Below are 25,077 nucleotides of genomic sequence, written 5' to 3' on the forward strand. Positions count from 1 at the left end.
TCTATTTCTTGTTATCGCGTTTCACTTATTTGTCCTGGCCGCCTCCTTGATCACGAGCCAGATAAACGCCATGTCGTCGATAAAGTAACGCCGGAACATCCGGCGCGGTTCTTGCAGGAAGCGGAAGAACCACTCGAGCCCGGCCGTCTGCATCCAGGCCGGCGCCCGCTTGACCCGGCCGGTCGCCACATCGAAGCTCCCGCCCACCCCCATCGCGAACGGTATCCGCATCTCGGCCTGGTAGAGCCCGAGAAACTGTTCTTTCCTGGGCGAGGAAATCGCCACGAACAGCAGGTCGGCGCGGCTGTCGCGCACCTGGCGCACCACCCCTGCTTCTGCATCCTCGCCCTGCCAGTAGCCGTCACGCACGCCGGCCAGCACCAAGCCCGGATAGCGGCGGGCGTAGGTCGCGGCTACCTCGCGCACCACGTCGGGGCGCGCGCCGAGCAGGAACACCCGCCAGCCCTTGTCCGCCGCGCGCCCCATCAGCGCCTCGAACAGGTCGATGCCGGCGACCCGCTCCTTGAGCGGCTTGCCCAGCAGGCGCGAAGCCCACACCACCGGCATGCCGTCCACATTGACCAGGTCGCAGGCATTGATGATGCGGCGCAGGTCCTCGTCGCGGCTGGCCTTGACCAGCTTGTCGACATTGACCACCACATGCTGGTGCGGCCGCCGGGCACGTACGAAACCCTCGACCAGTGCCAGCGTCTCTTCCATCGAAACGTTATCTATATTACAACCAAACAGCGTGACGCGCTCGTTCATGCGTGCCTCCGGTCCGGTACCTGACGTTTCTTGCCATTAATTATTTATCATCGATAAAGGTGATTGTAAACCTGCATTCGATGGGAACGGCGGACGATATGGTCGTGATGCGCAGCACCTCGCACGGCATCTTCGATTCGTAGGCGGCCGAATACCAGCCCAGCGGGGGATTCTCGGCGCCGCGCACCAGTTCGAGGTGCAGGTCTTCGCCGCCGGCCTGCATCTGCAGCACGAAGCGTTTGCCGCGCACCGACAGGCCGTGGCTGGTCAGGCGCACGTCCAGGCCGGGCGCGAAGTGCCAGAAGGTTTCTACCTTGTGCGCTTTCTTGGCCGCCACCTCGTCGCGCACGGTCAGGGTATTGCTGGCGCCGTCGAAGCGCACGCTGCGCAGGTGCAGCACCGGGTCCGGCAGGCGCGCATAGCCATCATGCGAACCGCGGAAGTCGAATTCTTGGGGCGAGGCAGGCATGCGCTCGATGCTGGCCTGCGCCTTGCGCAGCCACATGAAGCGCCCGCCCGGCACCGACTGGTCGAGGCCGTCGACGCGCACGGTGTTGTGGCTCGACGTGCCGCGGAAATAATCGCGCCACTTCTGGTCTTGCCAATACGAATAGGTGCCGGGGTCGACCAGGCAGGGCTCGCCCGCCACCGACAGGGTCAGGGCCAGCGCATCGGCATGGCCGTGGGCGGCGATGCCGAGATAGCCGAGCGGACCGCAGTCGAGCACGCCCTTGATCTCGTCCGCCTCGCCGAAGTGGTTGCCGAACAGCAGGTAACCGCCATCGGGGAAGGACCATCCGGACTCGACCTCGTGCGGATCGCAGTCGGGCCGTCCGCCCGGCAGCGCATGCAGCAGCCAGCGCACGCCCGGGTGGTGGTAGGGCTGGCCGCCGAACACGGTGTCGCCCAGCGCCAGCAATTGCGCAGCGCGGTCCGGGCCCGGCCGCCCGGTCCCGGCGTGCAGGCGGAAGGCGCAGCCGTCGTCGGCATCGCCGACCATCGGCAGGCCGCCATCGACGTCGCGCACCGAGCGCAGGAAGCGCAGCGCGCGCTGCAGCACGGCCCAGTAGCCGCGCGAGAAGGGATGACTGCGCGATTGACTGCGGGATTGGCCAGGGGATTGAGTGCCGCGCTGGCCGCTGACCTGGCCCAGCAGCCCGGCCACGAACAGGCATTCGCAGGAAAACATATGGTAGGCAAACGCCTGCTCGCGGTTGACGCCGTCGCGCGAGAACTGGGCCTGGGCCTCGTGCTCGAGTTCGCGCCGCGCCTGGGCTTCCCAGTCCTTCGATTCCTTCCAGCACGGCCAGGTGACGGCGCCTGCATACAGGCCGGCCAGTTCGCCGATCAGGTGGTTATTGGCCGAGGAATGGCGCGACAGGTGGCGCGCGATGGTGCGGCAGTGGGCATGGATGCTGCTTAGCCAGTCGGCGCGCAGGCGCTGCCCGTCGTCACCCTCGAACATGGCGCTGTTCTCGCCGCCCACCAGCTGCCAGATCAGGCTCCAGTTGACGAGGCGGATGCCCAGCTCCATCGAGCTGGTCCAGTTGGGTCCGGTGAGCGGCGGACAGGCTTCGAACCAGCTGCGCAGATTGTGCTCCAGGGAGTGCAGCCAGCGCGGCTCGCCGGTGAGGGCCCAGGCCTGGGCCAAGGTCACCAGGTGCAGGTGGCGGTTCAGTTCCCACAGATGCTTGATGTCGCCCACCAGTTCGCGGTCGCCGATGGCGATGTCGCCGCGGTAGACCGACGGCGCGACGACGCCGGTTTCGGGATCGCGGTTCCAGGCGGTCGGCACGCCGACGTCGAAGCGGCGTTCGGCGAACAGCACCACGTGGCCGGCCTCGATGCGCTCGGCGTCGAGCAGCAACGCTTCGACTTCGGCCTGCGCCAAAGCCGGCGCGCCGCGCACGCCCAGGCTCAGGGTGCGCGGCAGCGGCGGCGGCGCGGCGCGGCCGATCGAGCGGCGTCCCAGGCGGATCGTCGCCGCCTGGTGCACCCGGTAAGCCATTTCCGGCACCGACATGCAGCGCAGCCGGTTGACCAGCCATGCCATGCGTACTGTTGCGTTCATCAAGCTTCCCTCACTGTTTTCTTCATGGCGCCCTCGCGTCCAGCAATTGCGCGTACAACGCGGCCAATGTGGCGCACACCACGCCGGCCGAGTAGTGTCGTTCAACGGCGGCGCGCGCCGCGCACGCCAGCCGCGCATGCAACTGGCCGTCGTCCAGCAAACGTCCGATGGCGACGGCCAGCGCCGCCGCGTCGCGCGCCGGCACCAGCAGGCCGCGCTCGCCGTCGGCCAGCGCATCCGGGATGCCGCCGACCCTGGTGGCCACCACCGGCGCCCCGGCCGCCATCGCCTCCAGCACCGACATCGGCAAGCCTTCGGCATGGGACGGCAGGCAGAATAGCCAGGCGCGCGCCAGCTGGGTGTCGCGCGCGGCCGCATCCAGCCAGCCGGGCGTCTCGACCCGGCCGGCAATCCCGAGTTCACCGGCACGGCGGCGCACCCAGTCGAGGTCGCCGCTGCCGCCCAGCACCAGGCGCAGCCGCGGATGACGCGCGGCCAGCCCGGCGCAGGCTTGCAGCAGTTCGTCCACGCCCTTGGCCGGGGCGATGCGGCCCAGGAACAGGATGCGGCCCGCTTCGGCATGTTCACGCGCCGTGGGCGAGGCCAGGCGTACCGGATTCGACACCACCTCGACCCTTGCCTGCGGCGCGCATTCGCGCACCCAGGCGGCCCAGCCGGGCGACAAGGCGATCACGCGCGAGCTCGCCTCCAGGGTATGCCGGATCCAGCGCCGCAGCAGCGGTCCGGCCTCTACCGCCGCGTAGCGCCGGAAGCCGCCGCCATGCAGGTGGAACACCGTGCGCGCGCCGCCCATGCGCGCCATCAGCAGCACCAGCGATTTGCGCAGGAAACTGGCATGCGAGCCGGCGTGCACATGGACGATGGCTGGCCGCCCGCCAGGACCGAGGCAGGCCCGCCCGACGCGCCACAGGCCGCGCAGCGCGCTGCCGAGCTTGTCCAGGCGGCGCCCTTCGGCGTGGGTCGCGACATAGTCGATGCCCTCGCGCTCGAACAGGCCATCGGCGCGCAGCACCTCGACCACGCTAGCGATGCCGCCCCTGCCCCCCAGCGCCGTTCCAACCATCAGCACGCGTGGGGACGCCGTGTTCATACCGGCATCCCCGGGCTTACCTTGCAGGTGCTTACAAAACAGCAATATTTACGATCATACATGGCGGCTTGTCGAATCTCGCGCACGATTCAGCCGTCGACGGCGATGAACTCGAACTTGCCGTTGGTGCCGCGCGGGATCGCCTCGACCCGCTCTACCGCGACCTGCACGCCAGGCACCCGCTGCAGGAATTGTTCGCGCAGGACAGCCTCGTCGCGGCTGCCGAAACCGTCGGCTGCCACCACCCTCAGGGTGAAGCGGGCCTGGCCGTGGTAGCGCACCTGGCCCTCGAGCAGGCGCAGGCCACTGCCCTGGAATACGCGGTCGAGGCGCGCCACCATGCGGCCATCGGGCAAGGTCACGCTGCGCTCCTGGCGTCCGATAACGGCCTCGACGGTGGGAAACACCCGGCCGCAGGGGCAAGGCGCGGGCTTGTCCCCGCCTTCGCCCACAAGCACCGTGTCCCCGGTGCGGTAGCGCGCCAGCGGCATCGCGGCATTGTTCAGGCTGGTGCCGACGAGTTCGCTGCTGCCGTCGGGCAGCCCCAGCAGCTCCACGCCGCCGTAGTCGGTGAGCAGGTGGTAGCGGCCGTGCTCGCAGGTGCCGATGGCCGCGACCCGCTCGGCCTGTCCATACCAGTCGAACACGATGACGCCGAAGGCGCGCATGACGGCCGCACGCACGCCCGGCGCCAGGGTTTCGGACGAGGTCATCACGCCGCGCAAGGCCTGGCCCCGATAGCGGCGCCCGGCCGCTTCGAGCCAGTGGGCGATGGCCCCGATCGAGGACGGATAGGCGTGGATCACCACCGGATTGAAGGCTTCCAGCGCCGCCACATAGGCGCCGATGGTCGCGTTGGACAAGTGATAGGACGACATCACGAGCAGCTTGCCGACCGGGTCGCGGCGCCAGTAGCGCCCATCGTGCGGGCGCTCGTCGCACACGAGGTCGCCGCGGATCCAGGCCCGGCCCTGCCCCGGCCGCCAGCCGATCCAGCGCAGCTGGCGCTGGATGAAGGCTTCTTCGCGGATCACGGCGCCGAGCGACTGCACCAGGGTGAGCGGTGAACCCGAGGTGCCGCTGGTGCGGATCGTGTTGCGCAGCAAGGAGCCGAAGCGGCGCGGCCGCAGGTGGCGCGCCGGGTCCTGGCGCAGCGCCGACTTGGCGAGCAGGAAGGCGCCGGGCGGCACCGCGTGCAGCCGGGTCGCATCCGGCGGCACGGCCACGCCGAGGCGGCGCGCGCGCCGCGCCACATAGGCATTCAGTGCGGCCGCCGAGCGCTCGTTGCGCATCAGCATCGGCAGCACCAGCAGCCGCGCCGGCAGGCCGCGCACCAAGAGGCGGCCTAGCGACCTGAGCGCCAGCCCGAGCGTGCGCGCGTCCATCAGGCGCCCCGCCCCAGGATGCCGGCGTAGGCCTCGGCCACCGTCCGTCCCAGGATCGCATAGCTGCGATGGGCCCTGACCCAGGCTGGCCCGCGCGCGCGACAGTCGGCGGCCAGGCCGGGCTCGTGCAGCAGCCGGCGCACGGCGGCGGCGAAGGCCGGCGCCTCCATCGGCACGCACAGCCCGGCCCCGCTCTCGGCCAGCACCCGGGCCTGGTCCGGGATGTCGTTGGCCACGCCGGGGATGCCCAGCGCCAAGTACTCGACCAGCTTGGTCGGCGAAGAGACGTCGTACAGGACGCCGCGCGGGATCGGCGACAGGCCGACCTCGGCCCGCACCGCATAGCCGAGCGCCTCGTGCCGCGCCAGCCAGCCGGTGAGGAGCACCCGCTGGTCCAGTCGGCGGCGGGCGATCTCGGCGCGCATCCACGCCATCTCGTCGCCCGAGGGGGCGTCGCCGGCGATCACCAGCAGGATATCGGGCACATCGGGAGCGAGCTGCTCGACGACGTCGAGCAGGAAGCCGGAGCCGCGCGCCTGCGCGACCCGGCCCAGGTAGAGCACCACCCGCCGTCCGTCGAGGCGTGGATCGAGGCTGGGCACGATGCGCCCGCGCGCGCACAGCGCGGCATCGATGCCCATCGGCACCGCCGTCATGCGCTCGCGCGCGAATCCCTTGCCTGCCAGCCAGTCGGCCATCGCCTCGCTCTGCACGAACACATGGCGCGCGCCCGGCAGCACCAGGCGATACAGCAGCCAGCGCGAGGCGGCGGCGCGCGCCGCATGCGCCAGCCAGCGCGGGCCGCGGCCGCGGCGCGCAATCTCGTTGCGCCGCACCTCGAAGCCTTCGACGATCGGAAACGACATCCAGTACAGGAAGGGCACGCCGAGCGCGGCGGCGGCGAGGCGGCCCAGCAGGCCGGACGCGATCTTGTCGCGCACCTGGATGCCATCCGGCTTGCGGCGGCGCCAGGCGCGCGCCAGGCCCAGCAAATCCCAGGCGGGCGCCAGCACGCTGGCGTAGCGGCTGCCCAGGCTGCCGACGGCGTGCATGCCGCCGCCGCCCCACTCCACCGGGCCGGCGCCGCCGGATTGTCCGACCAGCTCGCTGCCGACGCCATGGCGCGGCATCTCGGCGCCGAACAGGGTCAGCAGGTCGGCGCGGGTCGGCGGCAAGGGGTCGCGCACGATGAAGGCGATGGAGATAGAAAGCGGCTTGCGCATGGCGCCTCGTATCGATGGGTGGTACCTACGATACTAGACCGGCGCACGACGCAAACGTTTCAGCTATCGCAGACTTGCACGCTAGCGGTCGCTCTCGCGGTCAGCCTGGCCGTATTCGCCCGCCTTCTTGGCCGGGGTGCGCAGGATGGACAGGATTACCAGGCCGAACAGGGCGCTGAGGATCGCCGTGGCCTCGAGTCCCATCCCGGCCGCCACGCCGATGGCCGCCGTCATCCAGACGCTGGCCGCCGTCGTCAGGCCCTTGATGTCGTTGCTCTCCTTCTGCTTGAGGATGGCGCCGGCGCCGAGGAAGCCGATGCCCGCCGTCACCCCTTGCAGCACGCGCGACAGATCCTCGATCTTCATTCCGCCCTGCAACGGAATCAGCACGAACAGCGCCGAGCCGACCGAGACGAGCATATGGGTGCGCAGGCCGGCCGAGGCTCCGACCGATTCGCGTTCGTAGCCCAGCAGGCCGCCGAGCACGGTGGCCACGAGCAGGCGCACGACGACGATGGTCACGTCTTCGGCATTGTTCAGGTCTGAAAATTCACGCTGGATCGTCAACCAGCTCTGGCTCCACCACGCTTGCATTCCTCTATCCTTGTCCGGTTCGCTTTCCAGCAAATCATGCCATTCACGCAAGATACGTGTCGCCACGCTCAGCCATTCCGCGAGGTATTGACGCGCGCAGGCCGGGCCGGCTTTCGTATAATCGGCTGCCCTGCCTATTCTTTGAGGAGATCCTGATGGAAACGATGGAGATCTACCGCGGACGCCTGATCGACCACATCCAGCTGGTGGTGCGCGACCTGCCCGCTTCACGCAAGTTCTATACGGCCGTGTTCGAGGTGCTGGGCATCCCGCTGGCCGGCTCGGGCGACGATTATTTCTGGGCCGACGAGCTGTTCGTCTCGACGGCGGACAGCGAGGCGGCCCAGGGCCAGCTGACCGGCCGCCATCACCTGGCCTTCCAGGCGCGCGACCGCGCCATGGTCGATGCCTTTTATCACGCGGCGCTGGCCGCCGGCGGCAAGGACAATGGCGCGCCGGGCGAACGGCCTTATCACCCCGGCTATTACGGCGCCTTCGTGATCGATCCCGACGGTAACAATATCGAGGCCGTGTACCACGGCGAAGCGACTTTCAGCGCGCGCGAGATCAAGATCACTTTTTGAACGGCCTTCACGCCAGCCGGCCTTCCTTCCATGCCAGCAGGCGTGGCAGCAAGGCGGCGCTGGCACGGCTGTCGAGCTTGCGGCAAAAATGGGCGCCCGAGGCCCGGATGCGCTCGAAATCGTCTTCGTCGAGCACCTTCGGGTGGCAGGCCCCGTCCTTCGGCCATTGGATGTAGCGAAAATTGTCCGGTAGCACACGACCGGCGAAACGCGAATGCATCACCAGGGTCTGGAAGAACAGCTCGTCGGGCGACTGGACGCTGCGGCAGAAACGCAGCAGGCGCGGATGCGCGTCGGCGAGGCGCAGCAGCTCGCGCACGCAGTTGCGTGACAAGGTCCACCAGCATGAGCCGCCATAGGGCACGAATCCGTCCGGCAGATGCCGTGTGCGTCGCAGCAGGCGCAGGGCGCGATTGGCGGCGATGCAGGCCAGCCGTTCGGCCAGCCTGCCGCTGTCGCGATGGAAATACGCGTAACGATGCATCACGCGCCAGCCATGGGCCGCGATCGGCGCGGTCTCGATCAGCTCGTATCCGCGCATCCTTGCCAGCTTTGCCTTCAACAAACGATTCGGCAACAGCGGGAAGTCCTGGGCCGACAGGAGGATGAGCTTGTCGAAATCCGGGACGTCGAGCAGGATCTGGCGCATCGATACCAGCACCGACTCGACCTGGGACACGTCGCCCCAGCGCACGGCGACCCGTTCGCGCACCAGGCGGGCAGCCGGATGCAGTCGCGCCGGGTCGAGCGCGCTCTTGCGGTCGAGGTGGACGTAGACGCAGAAGTCGGGATCGCACAATTGCCGAACCAGCCCATTGAGCTGGTCCATGTCCTTGTGCGCACAGATCAGGAACGCCTCTTTCATCGCTGGCCACCGCTCCGCTCATGCGCGCAAAACTAGCATCGCGCAGGAACGGAGCGCGCCACCTAGGCGCCGGGATATTGCCTAGTTCAAGGTCACGCTCTGGCCGGCGACGGTCACGGTACGCACCGTGCCCGAGGTGGCGATGCTCACCGGCGGCTTCTTGCAACCGACGTCGAGCAGCACCAGGAACTCGGCGGTCGACTTGCCGTCGTTCTTGAGATAGAAGGCGCCGTGGTCTTCGATCACATTGACCTTTGCACCCGGCCCGATCCACTTGGCGAAACTGGCGTCCGGGTTCAGCGAGCGCAGGCATAGCGACTGGCCGCCGGCCGACACCTTGACGTTCTGCGCGTTCTCCACCGTCATGATGACCGGGGTGTGGATGTTCCACTCGTAGGTGCGGGCGATCGTGCTGGCCAGGCGGTCGCGCACCAGGATCGCGTTGCCGGCATTGCGCAGGTGCCAGACCTGGCGCTTCGCCATGGTCAGCTGGCCACCATAGGCGGCGGTGGCGTCGCCTTCGGCGAAATCGTAAGCGGGCTGGGCGGCGAAGCCGGTGATCTTGCCGTTGCGCTGCAGCTGTTCACGGTAGCCCGTCACCAGCTGGCCCTTGCCGCCGTCGAAGGTGACGGCATTCTGCGAGCGGGTCTGGTGATACCAGTCGCTCCAGTAAGGTGAGCCATACCAGTCATACCAGCCGGCCTTGACCAGCAGCGGCTGGCCCGCGCTCGACAACAGCAGGCCGTTCTGGTCGCCATGGCTGTGGTTGAACGAGCCGTAGGGGCTGGACTTGAAGTACAGCGAGGCACGTTCGGCCGAGCCGATGTCGGTATGCATCGAGGCCCAGCCGATGCTTGGATAATAGGCCGAGTTGGTCGGCGGCGTTTTGGTTTTCGTGCCCTTGATCGGCAGCGGGTAAGGCGCTTGCAGCAAGCTGAGCGTGTCTTCGGTGCCGCCCAGGCTGGCGACGTACCAGGCCGCGCGCGGCGACACCATGCGCGAGCCGAAGGCGTGCCAGACGCGGGTGTCGGGCCTGGTCTCGGAACCGTCACCGAAGGCGTGCACGCGCGAGCCTGGCGGCGTGAACTGGGTGGCGAAGTCGAGCAGGCCCTGGGCCCAGGGCTTGGCATAGAAATTCACACCGGACGCCTGCGACATCGGATCCCACAGCGCGACCAGGTAGCCGGCCGCGTATTCGGCATACGCGGTGCCGTTGGCATAGCCGCCCTCCTCGCCGCTCCACGGCGACGGCGAATTGGCATAGGCGCGGAACGAGAAGTCGAACCACTTCTGCGCTTCCGGAATGTCGCCCAGGGCCAGGGTCGAGATCAGCGACAGAAAGATCAGGCTCGTATTGCCGTGCGAATCGAAGGGATACTGGTCGAGGCGGCCGTTGTCGCCGGCCAGGTTGCCATAGATCTCTTCGGTGCGGATCTTGACCGTGTTCAGCCAGCGCGCGCGGCGCGGCGCGTCCAGGTCGCCGGCCAGGATGTCGACCGCCTTGATCAGCGAGACCGAGATCTGGCGCGTGGCCTGGTCCTGGTTGGCGTAGCTGGTGGGCCCGCGCGGATCGAGGGCCGCGATCTGGTCGCCGCGGCGCAGCGCCTCGTCGAGGAACAGGCGCTCGCCCTTCATGCGCCACATCACGGCCGCGGCCTCGAGCTGGCGGCTGGCTTCGTTGATGCGCTGGCGGATGTCGGTCTGCTGGCTGGCCATGGCGGCCGTCAGCGGCGAGCTGATGACGATCGGCCAGCGCCCATCGCTCAGCGCCGGCACGGCGTTGATCTGCAGCTTGATCTCGTTGCTCATGCGGCTGACGTAGGGGTCGAGCTCGGCGCGTTTGGCACTGTTCCAGCCGGCGTACGGCGTGAACGAGGGCGGCAGCGCGCGCGGCCGCGCCTTGGCCGTGATGCGCGCGCGCAGCGTGGCATTGTCCGGCACCTCGAACAGGTTCGACCTGCTGGTGATGGAAAACGCGCGCGGCGTCGACCAGTCGTCGCTGCCGACCGGACGCACGCGCCAGGTGTACTGGCCCAGGGCCAGGGCCTTCGGCGGCAGGTACCAGTTGCGCTCGGTAACGATCTTGCCCGGCGCACCACCGCTTGGCGTGATCTCGAGCTCATAGGCGGCGGGACCGTTGGCGTGGCGGGCCCAGGTGAATCCGGGCGGGTTCTGCGCCTGGACCTGGCCCAAAGCCGGGCCGGGTTGGACGACCAGGGGATCGGGAGACTGGGCCCAGTCGGCGCGCGCGCCCGCACATACCAAGAGCGACGCCAGCGCTAGCGCGTGGACCAGACCTTTCCGGTGAAAATTCATGCTGAAGCTCCGAGAGAACGAGGATTGTTCAGGAGACCGCGCCGCGGTCGGGCGCTGGATCGATACCTGCTGCAGGCATCGGACGATGCTTGCTTGATGGGAACAATGTTACCGCAGGTTTTTTTGAACAAAATCAACTTCCCTATGGAAATTAAAGGTTTATTTGTCTTTGCGCCCGTCATTCGCATGAATCCAACACGGCGGATTTAACATTTGGTGAACAGGATGTTCTGTCCTGTAACTGTCGTGCTCGATATGAAAAGACTGTGCGATAACTAGGCTTGCGCCTGGCCATCTTGAGCGTGCAAAGCCCGCATGCGCTTCAGGTAGCGCAGGCAATAGATCCCGAACGAGAGCGGCGCCTTGCCCGCATGGCGCCGGCGCACGGCGAATTCCTCGCGCCGCGCCGCGATCCGGTTGCGCGACGAGACGCTGCCGGCATGGTCGCGAAACACGGCCAGCACCGCGTCCACCAGCGCCGGCGGGCTGACCATCCCCAGCCGCAGCCACAGGTCGATGTCCATCGCATAGCGCAGGCGCTCGTCGAAGCCGCCGACCACCGCGAACGCGTCGCGCCGCACGAACACGGCCGGGTGCGGCACCCAGGCGCGGCCGGCGGCGTAGGAGCGGTAAGAGAATTGCGGCATCGGGTTCGGCGGCAGCAGGCGGCCCTCCCTGAGCACCTGGATGTTGCCGACCACCCAGGCCGGCGGACCGCCGCCATCGCGCGCCTGTTCGATGCGCCGCCTCACCATCGCCAGCACCGCCGGGCCGGCATAGTAGTCGTCCGAGTGCAGATGGGCGACATAGCGGCCGCCGGCCGCGGCGATGCCCCGGTTCATGGCGTGGCCGATGCCGCCCCGCACGTCGCGCAGCACGCGCTTGTTGCCGGGATAGGCGGCGAGCATGTCCAGGGTGGCGTCGCTCGAGCCGCCATCGACGAAGATGTGCTCCAGGTCGCGGCAGGTCTGGGCCTGGACCGAGGCCAGCGTGTCAGCCAGCGTGGCCGCGCTGTTCCAGGTGCAGGTGACGATCGAGAAGGTCGGCGGGTTCGGCATACAGCTCCAGCAAGGTGGGCAGCAGACGGGCGGCGTCGGCGCCGAAGTCGGCCGGCGGCGCAATGCGCGGCGATGGCGGCGCCGCGAGCAGGCGCGCGAGGCGCGCCACCAGCTTCGGCATGGCGGGAGCCAGCGCCAGTTGACCGGGATACTGGACGTATTGCGTCAGCTCGGGCGTGCCGCCGCGCGCCAGCGCCACGCAGCCGCGGCCCAGCGCCAGCGCTTCGAGCACCGTGGTGCTGCAGGCTTCCTCGCACACCGAGGGCACCACGCACAGGTGGGCGCGCGCCGCCAGGGCCAGGGAGGCCGCATGGTCTTGCCAGCCGAGGAAGCGCACCTGGGGGCCGGCGTGGCGCCGCTCCAGCGCGGCGCGCAGCGGACCGTCGCCGACCACCGTCAGGCGGGCATGGGCCGGCAGGCGGCCGGCGGCGGCGTCGAGGAATTCCGCAAAACCCTTGCCGGTGTCGATACGCCCGGCCAGCACCACCTCCCCCGCTTGCGGCATGGGCGCGGCCATGGCCAGCGCGCGCAGCGCGGGATAGTCGACCAGGTTGTGGATCACGCGGCTGCGCGACAGGTCGGCATCGGGCACCGCGCGCAAGAAGCGGCGGCGCAGGAAGTCGGACACGAACACCGTCTTGTGGCGGGCGAAGGCGCGCGCGGCCTGGCTGCGGTAGCCGCTGACGGCGAGCGCCGTCAGCGCCGTGCGCACCGGTCCGGGGCTCGGTCCTGGACCCGGACCGGCACGGCGCGCGCTGCACGCCGTGCACGCGCCCGGCGCCAGCCGCTCGCATACGGCGCCGTCGATGAAACGCAGGTGGGTCAGGCATTCGCTGCCCTGGTCGTGGCGGGTCTGCACGAAGTTGATGCCGTCCCGGACATACAGGCCCGTCATCGGCAGGTGGCCGTGGTAGTGGACCACGTCGAAGCCGGCGGCATGGGCGTCGATGGCGCGCGCGATGCGGCGCGCAAACCAGGGCCGCTTGAGCGGATTGAACATGCCCAGCTGCTCTTCCTTCCAGCCCGGCCGCGCGATCGCGAAACCGGGCCGGAAGCGTCCGGCAAAGCCGATCTGGCGCGCGGGGTCGGTCGAGGGCCGGTCGGCGCGGCCCAGGATCTCGACGGCATGGCCCTCTTGCAGCAAGCGGTTGGCCAGGGTCACCACGTGTTTGCCCAGGCCACCCACTTGTTCGCCGGGTAAATCCTCGGACACCATCAGGATGCGCATGCATCCTCCGTTTTCAACCGGCCCGGGCGCGCGCCGGCTGGCAACGCGTCTTGAGGCGGGCCCAGGCCAGGTCGCGGTCTTCGCGCCCGATCACGAACAGTGCCCCATGCAGGGCAAGCAGCAGCACGGTCGCGGCCAGGATCGCGAGGAAAGCTCCCAGGCTGTCGTCGAGCAGGGCCTCGGCCGCGCTGGCGGCGATGGCGACCAGCGCGATCCCGGCCAGGCCCGGCGCATAGCCATGGGCCAGCAGGCGCCGCAGCGGGGTCGGCACCGTACGGCCATGGACGTAGACCAGGAAGGCCGTGGCGAACATCAGCGAGGTGGCCAGGTGGCCCCAGGCGGCCCCATCGATGCCCCAGCCGGCCACGCCGGCGTAGACGAGGCCCAGTCCGGCCAGCGCGCGCACCATGGCGAACAGGCCAGTGACGCGCGGGTGGCCCATGCCATCGTTGACCAGCGACGGCAGGCTGGTGAGCGAATCGACGAATTGCGACAAGGCCATCAGCGACAGGATGGCGGCGCCGTGGCGCGCGAAGGCGGCGTCCATCCAGTAGCCCAGGATCTGATGGGCGAACACCGCCAGCAGCACCAGGATCGCCGCGTTCAAATACACCACGTAGCGCGTCGCCTTGAGGTAGACCGCATCCAGGCGCGCCAGCTCGCCCCTGGCCGCGAGCGCGCTGGCGGCCGGGAAGAACACGGCCGACAGGCGAAAGCTCAGCCCCAGCACGCGATTGGCCAGGGTGGCGGCGACCGTGTAATACGCCAGGCCGGCCACGCCAACCAGGGCCCCTATCATGAGCTTGTCGGCGTGGGCGTACGACAGCGCGGCGAAGCGCGACAGGAAAGTCCAGCCCGAGAAGCGCAGCAAGGCCGCACGCACGCCGGCCGCCGGCCAGCGCCAGCGCCAGCCGGGCAGCAGGCGCCGGATCGCCCGCCACAGTAGCAGCGCGTGGATGCCACTGGCGATCACGCGCAGCAGGATCGCCTCGAACAGGCCGAAGCCCAGCGCCAGCACGCCCACCGTCGCCAGCGGCAGCAGCGCGCCGAACGCCATCTCGAGCCGGCCTGAAATATCGTAGCGCATCAGCGACTGCGGCACGCTGTTCAGGTAGATTTGCAGCTGGCTGAACAAGAAAGCCAGCGCGGCCAGTTGCAGGGTCGCAGTCGCCTCGAGGCGCAAGGCCGCCGGCACGGCGAACACGGCCTCGATCAGCCAGGCTGCGCTCAGGTGGATGCCCAGCGCGCCGAAGAGGCCGATGGCGGCATAGGTGGCCAGGCCGAAGGACAAGGTCTCGGCAACCTGGCGCGCGTCGCCCCTGGCCCGGTGCTGGGCAATGTACTTGACGGAACCGGCCGTGAGATTGATGTCCATCACCGCGAAATAGCCGACGATGGCCGTCACCAGCGAGTACACGCCATAGCCGGCCTGGCCCAGGCCCCGCACCACCAGCGGCACCGTGCCCAGCATCACCAGCGCGGGCACCGCCGCCCCGAGCAGGTTGGACCAGGCGTTGCGGGCCAGGCGCAGCTTCATCAGGCCGGCACCAAGTGGCGTCGCGGCGCACGCCGCCAGGCCGGCCGCTGCGGCGCTGTCGTCCCTTGCGCGGCCGCCAGCGCCAGGTAAGGCAGGCTCAGGCATAGAGCCAGCATTTGCGTGGTGCGCACTTGCGGGAACGGCGTGCCGATCAGCAGGTCCGGAATCATGAACGCCAGCCCCGCCGCCCCGGCCGCGCCCAGGCCCAGCAGCTCGGGGGGCAAGCTGCGCAGCGCCCGCCGCGCGCCGACGACGAAGGCGATGATGGTGCCCGCCAGCAGCACCGTGCCGATCAGGCCGCTCTTGAGCGCGATGTGCAGCACCCCGCTGTGCAGGAACAGGCCGCCGTCCGGATTGCCTTGCCACGAAATGGCCTGGTAGCCATGGTAGCGTCCCCAGGCGCCGATGCCGGCCAGCGGATGCGCCAGAAAGTCGGCGAAGGCCAGCTTGAGTTCCAGCACCCGCTCGCTTTCGGGGCCGAAGCGGCGCGACTGCATGTCGTGCAACAGGCCGCCCGCCGCATTGCTTCCCCCTTCGGCCCGCGTCTGCGCCATCCGCCGCGCCGCCACGAAGGCCATGGCGGCGCCGGCCAGCGGCATAGCGGCCAGGCCCAGCTGCAGGCGGCGCGCGGGCGGAAAGCGCCACAGCACGACGGCGAAGGCCAGCAGGAAGCCGATCCAGGCGGTGCGGCGATAGGACAGCACCACACACAGCGTCGTGGTGACGAGGGTGGCCCATGCCAGCGCGCGCCACGTTCGGCCTGGCGCCGGCAACGGCGCGCCGGACGGCGCCTGGAACAGCGCGACGGCGGCGATTGCGAACGCCAGCGTGCACAGCAGGCTGTCGTTGATGTCGAAGAAGGTCAGGCGGATCTGGATCGCATTCATATTGGCATAGACGTTGTTCGGGTCGCCGCCCGCCGCCGCCCAGCGGCCGAGGCCGAACAGCGCGCGCGCCAGACCGGCCAGCATGATGAAGCGCGCCAGTGCGAGTGCCTGCTCGCGGGTGCGGAAGGCCAGCAGCATCAGCGAGATGAGCGGCGCCATCCAGACGATGTTCGAAAAGCCCGACGGCGCCAGCGACGCGGCCAGCGGCACCCCGGTGGCCAGCCCGACGCCGACGTGGGCGGCCAGCAGGACGGCCCAGGCCAGGAACCAGGGCCGCAGATTGCAGGCCGGTGCGCGCTGGCGTTGCGGGCCGGTCGCGAAGTTGCCCGCGAAGTTGTTCGCGAGGTTGTCCGCGAGCTTGTCCGTAAAACTGGCGGCAATGCGGGCGCACAGCCAGGCGCCGAGGACGTACCACAGCACCACGCCGAAGAACAGCATGCCCGAGCCACGGCTGTAGATGCTGCGCGAGGCGAACACGGCCAGGTTGCCATAGCTGGTGGAATTAACCCAGAAAAACAGCAGCAGATAGGGATAGACCAGGAAGCGCGGCCATGCCAGCCCGATGCCGATCCCCAGCACGGCCGCGACCGACAGGCCGATGACGAACAGCCACGGCAGCGAATAATAGATATAGGGCAGGATGTCGTTCATCGCCGCGTTGTCGCCGGGTCAGTGGTGCGCGCTGTCGGCGGCGCGGGCCGCCGTGGCCGCCCTGGCAGGCGCGGTCGCCGTAGCCGTCGTCGCGGGAGCGGTGTCGGCGCCGATCAAGTGGGCGCGGTCTCGTGGCGCCAGCGCCGCGAGCAGGTCGACCACGAAGCGGTCCTGCACGCGCCAGGCGGCGTGCTCGTCGGAGGCGATGGTCGATACCCGCACCAGCATGCCGTCCGGGATCTCGCCCGACAGCCCGTAGGCGAGGCGGCGCAGCTTTTGCTGGATGCCGGCCTTGGTCGCCTTGTCGCCGATGGTGATCCAGTAGGTGATCGGCTCGTTGCGCTCGCTCAGGCGCGCCACCAGGCGCTTGACCGGCAAGCGGCCATGGCGGATGGGCAGCAGGTCTTCGCTATCCTCGACCAGCTCGAAGCCCTGGGCCACGTAGCAGACCTCGGGCAGGTGCAGCTGCAATGCCCTGCTCTGGTCGCCGCCATAGGCGATCGACAGCATCACCCGCTGGCCGTGGACGTCGATATAGGTGCGCGACAGGGTCTGGTCGTAGATCTTCGCGAGCACGCCCTGCTGCTCCGGGTCGGGCTGCAGGGGCACGACGCTCGGATCGACCGACCATGCGCCGAAGCGTTGCGGAATCATCTGCTCAAGGCTGAAGCGCTCGTGCGGCAGCGGCGCGCGCGGCGCGGGCGTCAGGGCCCCGGTCAGGGCCGAGGTGGCGGCCATGGCCAGGCCCAGCACGATGCTGACGGCCAGGCGGCGGCGCGCCGGGTTCATCGGACGGCCCCGCGCATTGGACTCGGCGAATCTGGCGACTTTGGCTGGCCGCCGCCAGGATGGCGCGACTGCTCCCGGCGCTTGATGAACCATTGCAGGGCCGAGTCGAGCGCCAGGATCATCAGGAGCGCCGTCACGAACAGCACCATGCCGGCAAAGCCATGCAGGAAGCCCTGACCGGCCGCGTCGCCGAAATAATAGGTGACCAGGGTCAGCGCGATCACGCGGATCACGTTCGCCGCGAACGAGACCGGCACGATCAGGATCGCCAGCGCGATATTGCGAATGGCCGAAGGGTGACGCATCAGGTTCAGGTAGAACAGGCCCAGCGCCTCGAGGGTCAGGAGGGTCTGCAGGCCGGCGCAGGCATCGGCCACCAGCAGCTGGTACTGGCCGATCTGCAGCACCACGCCGGAACGCGAGATCGGATAGCCAGCCGCGAACAGCAGGTGTTCGGTGGCCCAGGAGACCGCCATCTTCATCGGCATCGTCAGCGCCGCCACCAGCTCGCTCGGCAGGGGCACCATGAACAGCATGAAGAAGAACGGAAACCACAGCAGGCGCAGGGCGCGCGCGCCCAGCTTGAGCAGGACGGTTGCCGCCAGCACCGCCAGGATCGATGCGACCTCGAACATCAATATGTTTTGCGAGCGGCCCAGCAGGTGGATGCCCAGGCCGAAGGCCAGCACCGCCCAGCCGGTCGGGTGCGGCTGCACCGGCGCACAGGCCGCCTCCACCTCGGGCCACTTGCGCCAGATCAGCCAAAGGGACAGGAAGAAGATGATCGGTCCATGGCCCTGCTCTTCGCCGATCCAGGCGCCGGTGAACAGGTCGTGGAAGGTCGGTCCGAACAACAGGGCCAGGCCCAGCATGACCGGCCACCATTCGGGCAATGCCTGGCGCAGGCCAGCTCCAGGACCGGGACCGGAATCCTGGCCGTGCCGCAAGTCCATCTCGCTCCCGGTCGCCATGTCAGAACTCCATCACCACCGAACCGACCACTTCGGCGCCGGCATCGGCCATCTGCCCGGCCATGCGCGCCACGTCGGCGATACGGGTGCGGTGCTTGCAGGCCACCAGCAGCACGCCGCCGGTACGGCCGGCCACCGCCAGGGCATCGGCGCCGGCGGTAAAGGGCGGCAAGTCGACCAGCACGACGTCATGACGGCTTTCCAGCTGCGCCGACAGCGTGCGGAAAGCGGGCCGCGCCAGCAGTTCTTGCGGATTTGGCGGCATGGTCCCGGCCGGCAACACCGACAGGTCGGCGAAGGACGGCACGCGCAATATGGCATCCAGGTCGGCCCGCCCTGCCAGCAGGTCGGACAGGCCCTGGCGCGGCCTGAGCCCGAACAGTTCATGCTGGCGCGGCGCGCGCAGGTTGGCGTCCACCAGCAGGGTCTGCTCGCCGAGCTGGGAAAACACCAGCGCCAGGTTGGCCGCGAACAGGCTGGCGCCATCGTCCGGGTCGGCGCCGGCGATCGCCAGCGCGCGCCGCCCGCGCGCGAACCAGCGCAGCATCAGCTGGCTGCGGATCGCGCGCAGGGCTTCGACCTGGGGCGAGAACGGTTCGTAGGCGGCGACCAGCCTGGGCGAGAGCCTGGCCTGCCCTTTCTGCACATAGGGATAGGCGAACTGCCGCGCCAAGGCCTGCTGTATGTCGTCCTCGCTCACCAGGCCGAGGCGCAGCGCCGCTTCACCGAAGCGGATGCCCAGGTCTTGATGGGTGCGCAGCACGCGCTCGGCGTCATCGACGCTGAGCTTGCCCGCATCGACCAGCAAGGTCCCCATGCTGGCGTCGCGGCCGGGGTCTCTGTGCAGGGCGGATAGCACGGATGAGTTCATGGCGGGTCCTCGGCTCGGCTCAGTTCAGCTCAGTTCAACTCAGTTCAGCTCAGGCGCGGCTGCCCGCCGGGCGCCATCAGCCTGCGAATACGACCCGTCCGCGCGGGCGGCGCCTGCCAGGCGATGGTACCCAGTACCGGAATGCCCAGCATATCGTGCAGGTCGCTGCTGGACCGTACCGGCCGCGCCAGCAGTTCGAGCAGTAGCGCCAGGCCGACGCCGAGGACGGTGCCGAGCACGATCGCCGCCAGCGTATTGAGCAGGATGCGCGGGCCGCTCGGAGTCGTGGGAGCCACGGCCGGGTTGAGCACCGAGACGTCCGATTGCTCGGACAGGGCCTCGATCCGCGTCTGCGAATAGCGCTGGCTGGCCGCATCGAAGGCGCGCTGCGCACCTTCGAGGTCTTTCAGCAAGGGACCGAGCTCGTCGCGGGTGCGGTTCAGCTCCAGCACCCGTTCCTTCTGCGCCGCCAGCTCGCTGCGCAACTGGGCTTCGCGCTGGCGATTGACCTCGGCGTTAGCGCCGACGCTGCGGGTGACGGTGCCCAGCGCACTACCGAGCTCGGCACGCAGCTTGCCGGCTTCGGCAGCCGCAGCCTGGTACTGCGGATGGTTGCGCCCGAAACGCGCACCGGCCTCGGCCAGCTTGGCCTCGGCGCTGGCCAGGTTCATGCGCAGGTTCTGGATCAGCGCATTGTTGGCGACGTCGGGCGAATCGACGGCCGCGCCGGCCGTCCCGGCCGCCGTCTCACGCGAGCCCGCTTCCATGGCCGCGGCCTGGGCCACGACCAGCTGGGCGGCCAGGTCGTTCAGTCGCGACAGCTCGACATCGACCCGGTTGTTGTCGAGGCTGACGATGCCTTTTTCTTGCTGGTACTTTGAAAGACGGGCCTGGGCCGCCTCGAGGTTGTCGCGCAACTGCCTGGTCTGCTCGTTGAAGTACAGCGAGGCGTTCTTGGCCGGTTCGGTCTTGAGCTGCACGCCGGCCCGCCGGTACTCCTCGGCGAAGGCGTTCGCCACCGCGGCCGCGAACACGGGGTCGGCGCCGCTGAAGCTGATCTCGACCACGCTCGATTCGCGCGAGGGCATGATCTCGAGCTTCTGGAGCAGCAGGTCGGCCAGCCAGTCGCGCACCGTTCCCTTGCCCTCGTTCGCTTGCTGGAATTGCTGGACGACGGCCGGGCTGGACGCCAGCCGCAGCGTGTCGACGACGCGCAGCGCCACGTTCTTGCTGCCGATGATGTCCATCTGCGTTGCCATATACCCCGGCATCAATTGCCCTGGCATTGTCAGGCCGGTGAGCGGATCGACGCCCTTGTAGTTGAGCAGCACCGATGCCGTGGCCTCGTAGGTCTTTTGCTGCACCAGGCTCCAGCCAAGGGCGAGCAGCACCGTGACCAGGAGCGTTCCCAGGACGATTTTTTTACGGGCCAGCAAGATCAGCAGAAATTGATGCACGCTCATGGCTCACCTTTGCATGCGGGACCGGCGCTTGCGTCAGGCGCCGTTAAAACCAGCTCTCGCGCACCACGATCACGTCGTCGACCTGGACCACGTCGCCGGCCTGGGCGTCCAGCGTGACCGGCTTGCCGCTGGGGTCGCGGCGCGTGACCTTGATGCCGTTGTCGCTGCCGCGCGGGCTCAGGCCGCCACCGGCCGAAATCGCCTGCTGGACCGTCATGCCGCGCTCCAGGCGGAACGGCCCCGGACGGCTGACCTCGCCGGTGACGTAGGCGCGCGGCGCCCGTTCCACGAAGATGATATCGCCGCCGGCGACCTCGTAGTCTCTGTCGAGCTCACCCTTGCGCACCATGTCGACCACATCGATGGTCTCGCGCGTGGTCTTGCCGTCGCGCGTGCGCACCAGGCTGATCATGTCGCCGCCGTCGCCATGGATGCCGCCGGCCAGCGCCAGCATGTCGAGCACCTTGCGCCTGCCTTCGACCGGATAGCGGCCCGGCCGGTTCACCTGGCCCAGCACCGACACCTGCTGGCTGGCCAGCGTGGTCACCAGCATGTTCACCTGGGCCCGCTTGATGTAGCCGCCCTTCTCGAGCTGGCCGGCGATCTTCTTTTCGGCGGCGGCCACCGACAGGCCACCGACCTCGACCTGGCCCAGCAGCGGGAACGTGATGTGGCCGCTCTCGCTGACGCGGGTCTCGATCGACAGGTCGGGGCTGCCGTATACGGACAGCTTGACCACGTCACCAGCGCCCAGCAACACCTCGGCCGCACCGGCCACGCCCATGCCCAGCACGAAGGCGGCCCCCGTCATCCACTTGATCCAGCGTTTCATCGTCAGTCTCCAGGCATGTCGTTGGAAAATCCTTGAAGATGCGCTACTTGAGGCCGGCCACCCCGCGATCGAGCGCCGCCTTGTCGGCGCGCGCGTCCTCGTCCACGGTGTCGGCCACCGGGCCGATGCCGTTGTCGCCATTGACGTCGCCCGCGGTCGCCCCCGTTTCCAGTCCGGCACCCGCCAGCGAGGCCGACGCCGCGGCCGGGAGCGCGCCGGGCGTGGCGGCGTCGGGCGCCAGGTCCTTGTTCAGGTAGTCGATCTTCGCGGTGGCGCGCAGGCGCTGGATCTCGGCCTGGGCCAGTTCCTTGTTCTTGCGGTTGGCCAGGTATTGCGCGATCTGCGGCGCGGCGATCGCCAGCGATACCGGCGCGTCGCGCACCTCGTCGATCGCGGTCAGGAGCGCGCGCTGCCCTTCCTGCACCAGGAACAGCTGGCCCTTCGGCATCGACAGCAGCTTCGCGGCCAGCTCGGGCTTGAGGTCGGCGGTGCTGCGCGTGACCTGGGCGCGGCCGTAGGCGACCTTCCTGGTGTCGAGATAGGCCGCCACATCCTCGAGCGAGCGGGCCTTGTCGGCGGCGGCGCGCAGCTCGGGCGTCACGCTGGCCGCCGGAAACACGAGCTGGTTCATGGCGAACTGGCGGCGGTTGGCGAAGAACTGCGGATGCTTGTTGAAGTAGTCCTCGATCTCGGCCTCGGTCGGACGGCCGACGTCGCCTACCCGCTTCTGCATATAGGCCTGGGCAACGATCAGCGAGCGCGCGCGCTCGATCGCCTGCATCACCTTGGGATCGCGGTCGATCTTTTCCTTGGCCGCTTCGGTTTCGAGCAGTTCGCGGTCGATCAGCGCCTGCAGCAACTGCTTGCTGGCGGTTTGCTGCTGGGCAGCCGGGACGCCGGCACGCTGCAATTCTTCATTGAGCTGCAATACCGTGATCTCTTCGCCATTCACGCTGGCCAGGGCCTGGCCAGGCTTGGTCTCGGGCACCGGCTTGTCCCGGTTGCAACCCGCCAGCGCGACGCTGGCCAGGACCAGGGCCGCACACACGGCCCGCATCGGGCTCGAGCGCGATGCGAATGAAGGTGGCAATTCGGTGGCGTTCCGGTACGAGCTCTGCATGGTGTTCTCCGGCGTGGACGGCATTGCCCCTCAGGCATGCGCGGTCCGGGTTGAAATCCGCCATTCTGGACCGCTTGCGCCATCTGTTCTGTTGTCCATTTCACATCGGGCGTCCAGCCCAGCTTCGCAGGAGAGGTGAGCGAGATAGCCGAGATAGGCGCGCTGCAAGCCCTCCGCCAGCGGCGTACTGGCGCGCCAGCCCAGCGCCGCCAGCTTGGAGACGTCGAGCAGCTTGCGCGGTGTGCCGTCGGGCTTGCTGGCGTCGAAGACGATATCGCCCCCGTAGCCCACGGTCTCGCCCACCAGGCGCGCCAGCTCGGCGATGGTCACGTCCTGGCCGGTGCCGACATTGATGTGCGAATGCATGGGGTCGGTAGCGTCCGCATACGCCGCGGGCGCCAGTTCCATCACGTGGACGCTGGCGGCCGCCATATCGTCGACGTAGAGGAATTCGCGCATCGGCTTGCCGCTGCCCCAGATCACGACCTCGGGGGCGGCGCTCGTCTTTGCCTCATGAAAGCGGCGCAGCAGGGCGGGAATGACGTGGCTGTTCTCGGGGTGATAGTTATCGCCGGGTCCGTACAGATTGGTGGGCATCACGCTGCGATAGTCGGTGCCGTACTGGCGGTTATAGCTTTCGCACAGCTTGATGCCGGCGATCTTGGCCATGGCATAGGGTTCGTTGGTCGGCTCGAGCATGCCGTTCATCAGGTATTCTTCGCGGATTGGCTGCGCCGCCAGGCGCGGATAGATGCAGGACGAACCCAGGAACAGCAGCTTGCGCACGCCCGCACGCCAGGCCTCGTGCACGACATTCGCCTGCACCATCAGGTTGTCGTAGATGAACTCGGCCGGATAGCTGTTGTTGGCGTGGATGCCGCCTACCCTGGCCGCGGCCAGGTAGACCTGGTCGATGCCTTCGCTGCGGAAGAATTCGCGTACCCGCACCTGGTCGGTGAGTTCCAGCTCATCGTGGCTGCGGGTGACGATCTCGACCTGGTCTGCGGCGCGCAGCGCGCGCACGATGGCCGAGCCGACCAGGCCGCGGTGGCCGGCAACGTAGATGCGTGGCTTGTCGTGCACATTGCCTCCCGTGATCAATGCCGATGCCCCCTATTGCAGCGAAGAAATCGGCCATTGCTCTTGCATACCAGTTAACGATTCTACCCACCCTGGATGGCCGCGCAAGCTTGTCGGCAATCGTCCAGATCAAAGAGCGCGTCGATTAGCGCTCATCCGTTTCCAGGACAAAATTGATAGGCTTGAAGGCGCGGCGGGAATACCCACCACCCCTGCCATTCGATGCGCGCGAAGCCCGACGGTTCATTTTTCACGCGCAGCGAACGGACAGATTCAGTGCGCGTTTTCGCGCGTGAGGACGACCTTGACGGTCTTGAGGATGATCCACAAATCGAGCCACAGCGACCAGTTGCGCAGGTAATCGAGGTCGTAGCGGATGCGCGCTTCCATCTTGTCGAGGGTGGCCGTCTCGCCGCGCAAGCCGTTCACCTGGGCCCAGCCGGTAATGCCCGGCCTGACCTTGTGGCGCAGCATGTAACCCTTGATGAGCTTGCGGTATTCCTCGTTGTGGGCGACCGCATGCGGACGCGGCCCGACCACGCTCATGCGTCCTTGCAGCGCATTGATAAACTGCGGCAATTCGTCGAGCGAGGTGCGGCGCAGGAAGTGCCCGATGCGCGTGATGCGGCGATCGCCGGCCCTGGCCTGGACGATGGTCGGCCCGTCGTCCAGCACCGTCATCGAGCGGAATTTATAGATATAGATCTCTTCGCCATACAGCCCGTAGCGGCGTTGCTTGAACAGCACCGGGCCGGGCGAACCGAGCTTCACGGCAAGGGCGATCAGCAGCATCAGCGGCGCCAGCAGTAGCAGCGCCAGCGCGCTGACCGCGACGTCGGTGCCGCGCTTGAGCACGCTGTTAAAGCCCATGAAGGGCGTCTCGCTGATCGCGATCACCGGCATGCCGCCCACGGTATCGAAACGCGCCTGCATCAAGTCGAATACATAGACGTCGGGCAGGAAATACACCGAGGCGGTGGTGTCCTTCAGTTCGTCGACCAGCTGGCGGATGCGCGGCTGGGCCGAGACCGGCTGGCTGATGAAGATCATCTTGATGTTCTTGCGCCGCACATAAGCGGCGACCTCGGCCATCCTGCCCAGCATCGGATGGCGCAGGCCGGGCGGCTGGCGCCCGTCGGCGCGGTCGTCGAAAAAGCCCTGCACCTGCATGAACAGGTTCGGATGGCGCTCGCACACGCCGGCGAACTTGATGCCGGCCTCGTTGGCGCCAACCACCACGATCGAGCGTAGTTCACGCGCATGGTGCTTGCGGCCCCCGGTGGCAAAGCGCACTGCGATATGGCTGGCCAGGATCGTCAGCGGCGTCGCCACCGCCCAGGCCAGCAATACCCGTTCGTCGTAATAGTATTTCATGCCGCTGGCCGAGCCGACAAAGTACAGCACGGCAAGGGTCAGGCACCAGCCGAACACCGTGTCGCGCGCATAGGCCAGCATGCGGCCGCTACGCCAGGTGCGGTAGGGATCGATTTGCTGGTAGACGGCCGACGAAATGAAGAAGGCCAGGATCATCAGCACCAGGCAATAGCCGGAGAACGGTTCGCCAAAGGCCAATGTCGCCAGGTACAGGCTGCCCATCACGATCAGTGGATCGAGCACGCGCTGGAAAAACGAAATGATGGGGATGTCGTTGACCGTCATGCGCCGCCACGTCC

Annotated in this window: 21 protein-coding genes; 1 reads left to right on the plus strand and 20 read right to left on the minus strand. The window is 68.2% G+C overall.

Annotated features, from left to right (window positions below; translation table 11 throughout):
• Positions 1–21: 21 nt before the first annotated feature.
• The 6 genes from SOM28_RS20210 to SOM28_RS20235 form a co-directional block, all read right to left on the minus strand.
• Positions 22–768: a WecB/TagA/CpsF family glycosyltransferase gene (locus tag SOM28_RS20210; protein WP_123068746.1), complete on the minus strand. Its 747-nt coding sequence runs from the start codon at positions 766–768 to the stop codon at positions 22–24.
• 40 nt (positions 769–808) lie between these two features.
• Entirely contained in the window at positions 809–2,839 is a 2,031-nt protein-coding gene (locus SOM28_RS20215) for a heparinase II/III family protein (protein WP_320469225.1), read from the minus strand.
• Positions 2,840–2,861: 22 nt separating this feature from the next.
• A complete protein-coding gene (locus tag SOM28_RS20220; RefSeq protein ID WP_320469226.1) occupies positions 2,862–3,950 on the minus strand; it encodes a glycosyltransferase family 4 protein in 1,089 nt (362 codons plus the stop codon).
• 89 nt (positions 3,951–4,039) lie between these two features.
• Positions 4,040–5,335, minus strand: coding sequence for a phenylacetate--CoA ligase family protein (locus SOM28_RS20225; RefSeq protein WP_320469227.1), 1,296 nt, complete (start codon positions 5,333–5,335; stop codon positions 4,040–4,042).
• Positions 5,335–6,558: a glycosyltransferase gene (locus SOM28_RS20230; protein WP_320469228.1), complete on the minus strand. Its 1,224-nt coding sequence runs from the start codon at positions 6,556–6,558 to the stop codon at positions 5,335–5,337. The genes SOM28_RS20225 and SOM28_RS20230 overlap by 1 nt, the downstream gene beginning before the upstream one ends.
• 81 nt (positions 6,559–6,639) lie before the next feature.
• Positions 6,640–7,152, minus strand: coding sequence for an MgtC/SapB family protein (locus tag SOM28_RS20235; protein WP_123069810.1), 513 nt, complete (start codon positions 7,150–7,152; stop codon positions 6,640–6,642).
• A 155-nt stretch (positions 7,153–7,307) separates the two neighbouring features.
• On the opposite strand from SOM28_RS20235, the gene SOM28_RS20240 reads away from it, so the two are divergent.
• Positions 7,308–7,736, plus strand: a complete 429-nt coding sequence (locus tag SOM28_RS20240; RefSeq protein ID WP_123069811.1) for a VOC family protein — start codon at positions 7,308–7,310, stop codon at positions 7,734–7,736.
• Between the two features lie 7 nt (positions 7,737–7,743).
• Here SOM28_RS20240 and SOM28_RS20245 read toward each other — a convergent pair whose 3' ends face one another.
• From SOM28_RS20245 to SOM28_RS20310, 14 genes are all read right to left on the minus strand, one after another.
• Positions 7,744–8,601 (minus strand): beta-1,6-N-acetylglucosaminyltransferase, encoded by an 858-nt coding sequence (locus tag SOM28_RS20245; protein ID WP_123069812.1) that lies wholly within the window; start codon positions 8,599–8,601, stop codon positions 7,744–7,746.
• An 81-nt stretch (positions 8,602–8,682) separates the two neighbouring features.
• On the minus strand, positions 8,683–10,917 hold the full coding sequence (locus SOM28_RS20250; RefSeq protein ID WP_320469229.1) for a heparinase II/III domain-containing protein: 2,235 nt from the start codon (positions 10,915–10,917) through the stop codon (positions 8,683–8,685).
• Positions 10,918–11,192: 275 nt separating this feature from the next.
• Entirely contained in the window at positions 11,193–11,975 is a 783-nt protein-coding gene (locus tag SOM28_RS20255) for a glycosyltransferase family 2 protein (protein WP_320469230.1), read from the minus strand.
• The gene (locus SOM28_RS20260; protein WP_123069815.1) at positions 11,911–13,203 is read right to left on the minus strand and encodes a glycosyltransferase family 4 protein; all 1,293 of its coding nucleotides are present in this window, start codon (positions 13,201–13,203) and stop codon (positions 11,911–11,913) included. The genes SOM28_RS20255 and SOM28_RS20260 overlap by 65 nt, the downstream gene beginning before the upstream one ends.
• Positions 13,204–13,216: 13 nt before the next feature.
• Positions 13,217–14,845, minus strand: coding sequence for an oligosaccharide flippase family protein (locus SOM28_RS20265; protein WP_320469231.1), 1,629 nt, complete (start codon positions 14,843–14,845; stop codon positions 13,217–13,219).
• On the minus strand, positions 14,740–16,278 hold the full coding sequence (locus SOM28_RS20270) for an O-antigen ligase family protein (protein WP_320469232.1): 1,539 nt from the start codon (positions 16,276–16,278) through the stop codon (positions 14,740–14,742). The genes SOM28_RS20265 and SOM28_RS20270 overlap by 106 nt, the downstream gene beginning before the upstream one ends.
• Positions 16,279–16,296: 18 nt before the next feature.
• Positions 16,297–17,067 carry an exosortase-associated protein EpsI, B-type gene (gene epsI, locus SOM28_RS20275; RefSeq protein WP_229414955.1) on the minus strand — a complete coding sequence of 257 codons (771 nt, stop codon included), beginning with the start codon at positions 17,065–17,067 and terminating at the stop codon, positions 16,297–16,299.
• Positions 17,064–18,038 (minus strand): exosortase B, encoded by a 975-nt coding sequence (xrtB, locus tag SOM28_RS20280; protein WP_414675184.1) that lies wholly within the window; start codon positions 18,036–18,038, stop codon positions 17,064–17,066. Before xrtB ends, epsI begins: the two co-directional genes overlap by 4 nt.
• A gap of 1 nt (position 18,039) precedes the next feature.
• Entirely contained in the window at positions 18,040–18,909 is an 870-nt protein-coding gene (gene epsG / locus SOM28_RS20285) for a chain length determinant protein tyrosine kinase EpsG (RefSeq protein WP_320469233.1), read from the minus strand.
• A gap of 44 nt (positions 18,910–18,953) precedes the next feature.
• Positions 18,954–20,372: a chain length determinant protein EpsF gene (gene epsF, locus SOM28_RS20290; protein WP_320469234.1), complete on the minus strand. Its 1,419-nt coding sequence runs from the start codon at positions 20,370–20,372 to the stop codon at positions 18,954–18,956.
• Between the two features lie 43 nt (positions 20,373–20,415).
• Positions 20,416–21,204, minus strand: coding sequence for a polysaccharide export protein EpsE (gene epsE / locus SOM28_RS20295; RefSeq protein WP_123069820.1), 789 nt, complete (start codon positions 21,202–21,204; stop codon positions 20,416–20,418).
• Positions 21,205–21,247: 43 nt separating this feature from the next.
• Entirely contained in the window at positions 21,248–22,324 is a 1,077-nt protein-coding gene (locus tag SOM28_RS20300) for an EpsD family peptidyl-prolyl cis-trans isomerase (RefSeq protein ID WP_320469235.1), read from the minus strand.
• Positions 22,325–22,354: 30 nt separating this feature from the next.
• Positions 22,355–23,407 carry a GDP-L-fucose synthase gene (gene fcl / locus SOM28_RS20305; protein WP_320469236.1) on the minus strand — a complete coding sequence of 351 codons (1,053 nt, stop codon included), beginning with the start codon at positions 23,405–23,407 and terminating at the stop codon, positions 22,355–22,357.
• A gap of 270 nt (positions 23,408–23,677) precedes the next feature.
• A complete protein-coding gene (locus tag SOM28_RS20310) occupies positions 23,678–25,063 on the minus strand; it encodes an undecaprenyl-phosphate glucose phosphotransferase (RefSeq protein WP_320469237.1) in 1,386 nt (461 codons plus the stop codon).
• Between the last annotated feature and the right edge of the window lie 14 nt (positions 25,064–25,077).

The sequence above is a fragment of the Massilia sp. CFBP9026 genome (genome assembly GCF_034045165.1).
Classification (GTDB): domain Bacteria; phylum Pseudomonadota; class Gammaproteobacteria; order Burkholderiales; family Burkholderiaceae_D; genus Telluria; species Telluria arenae.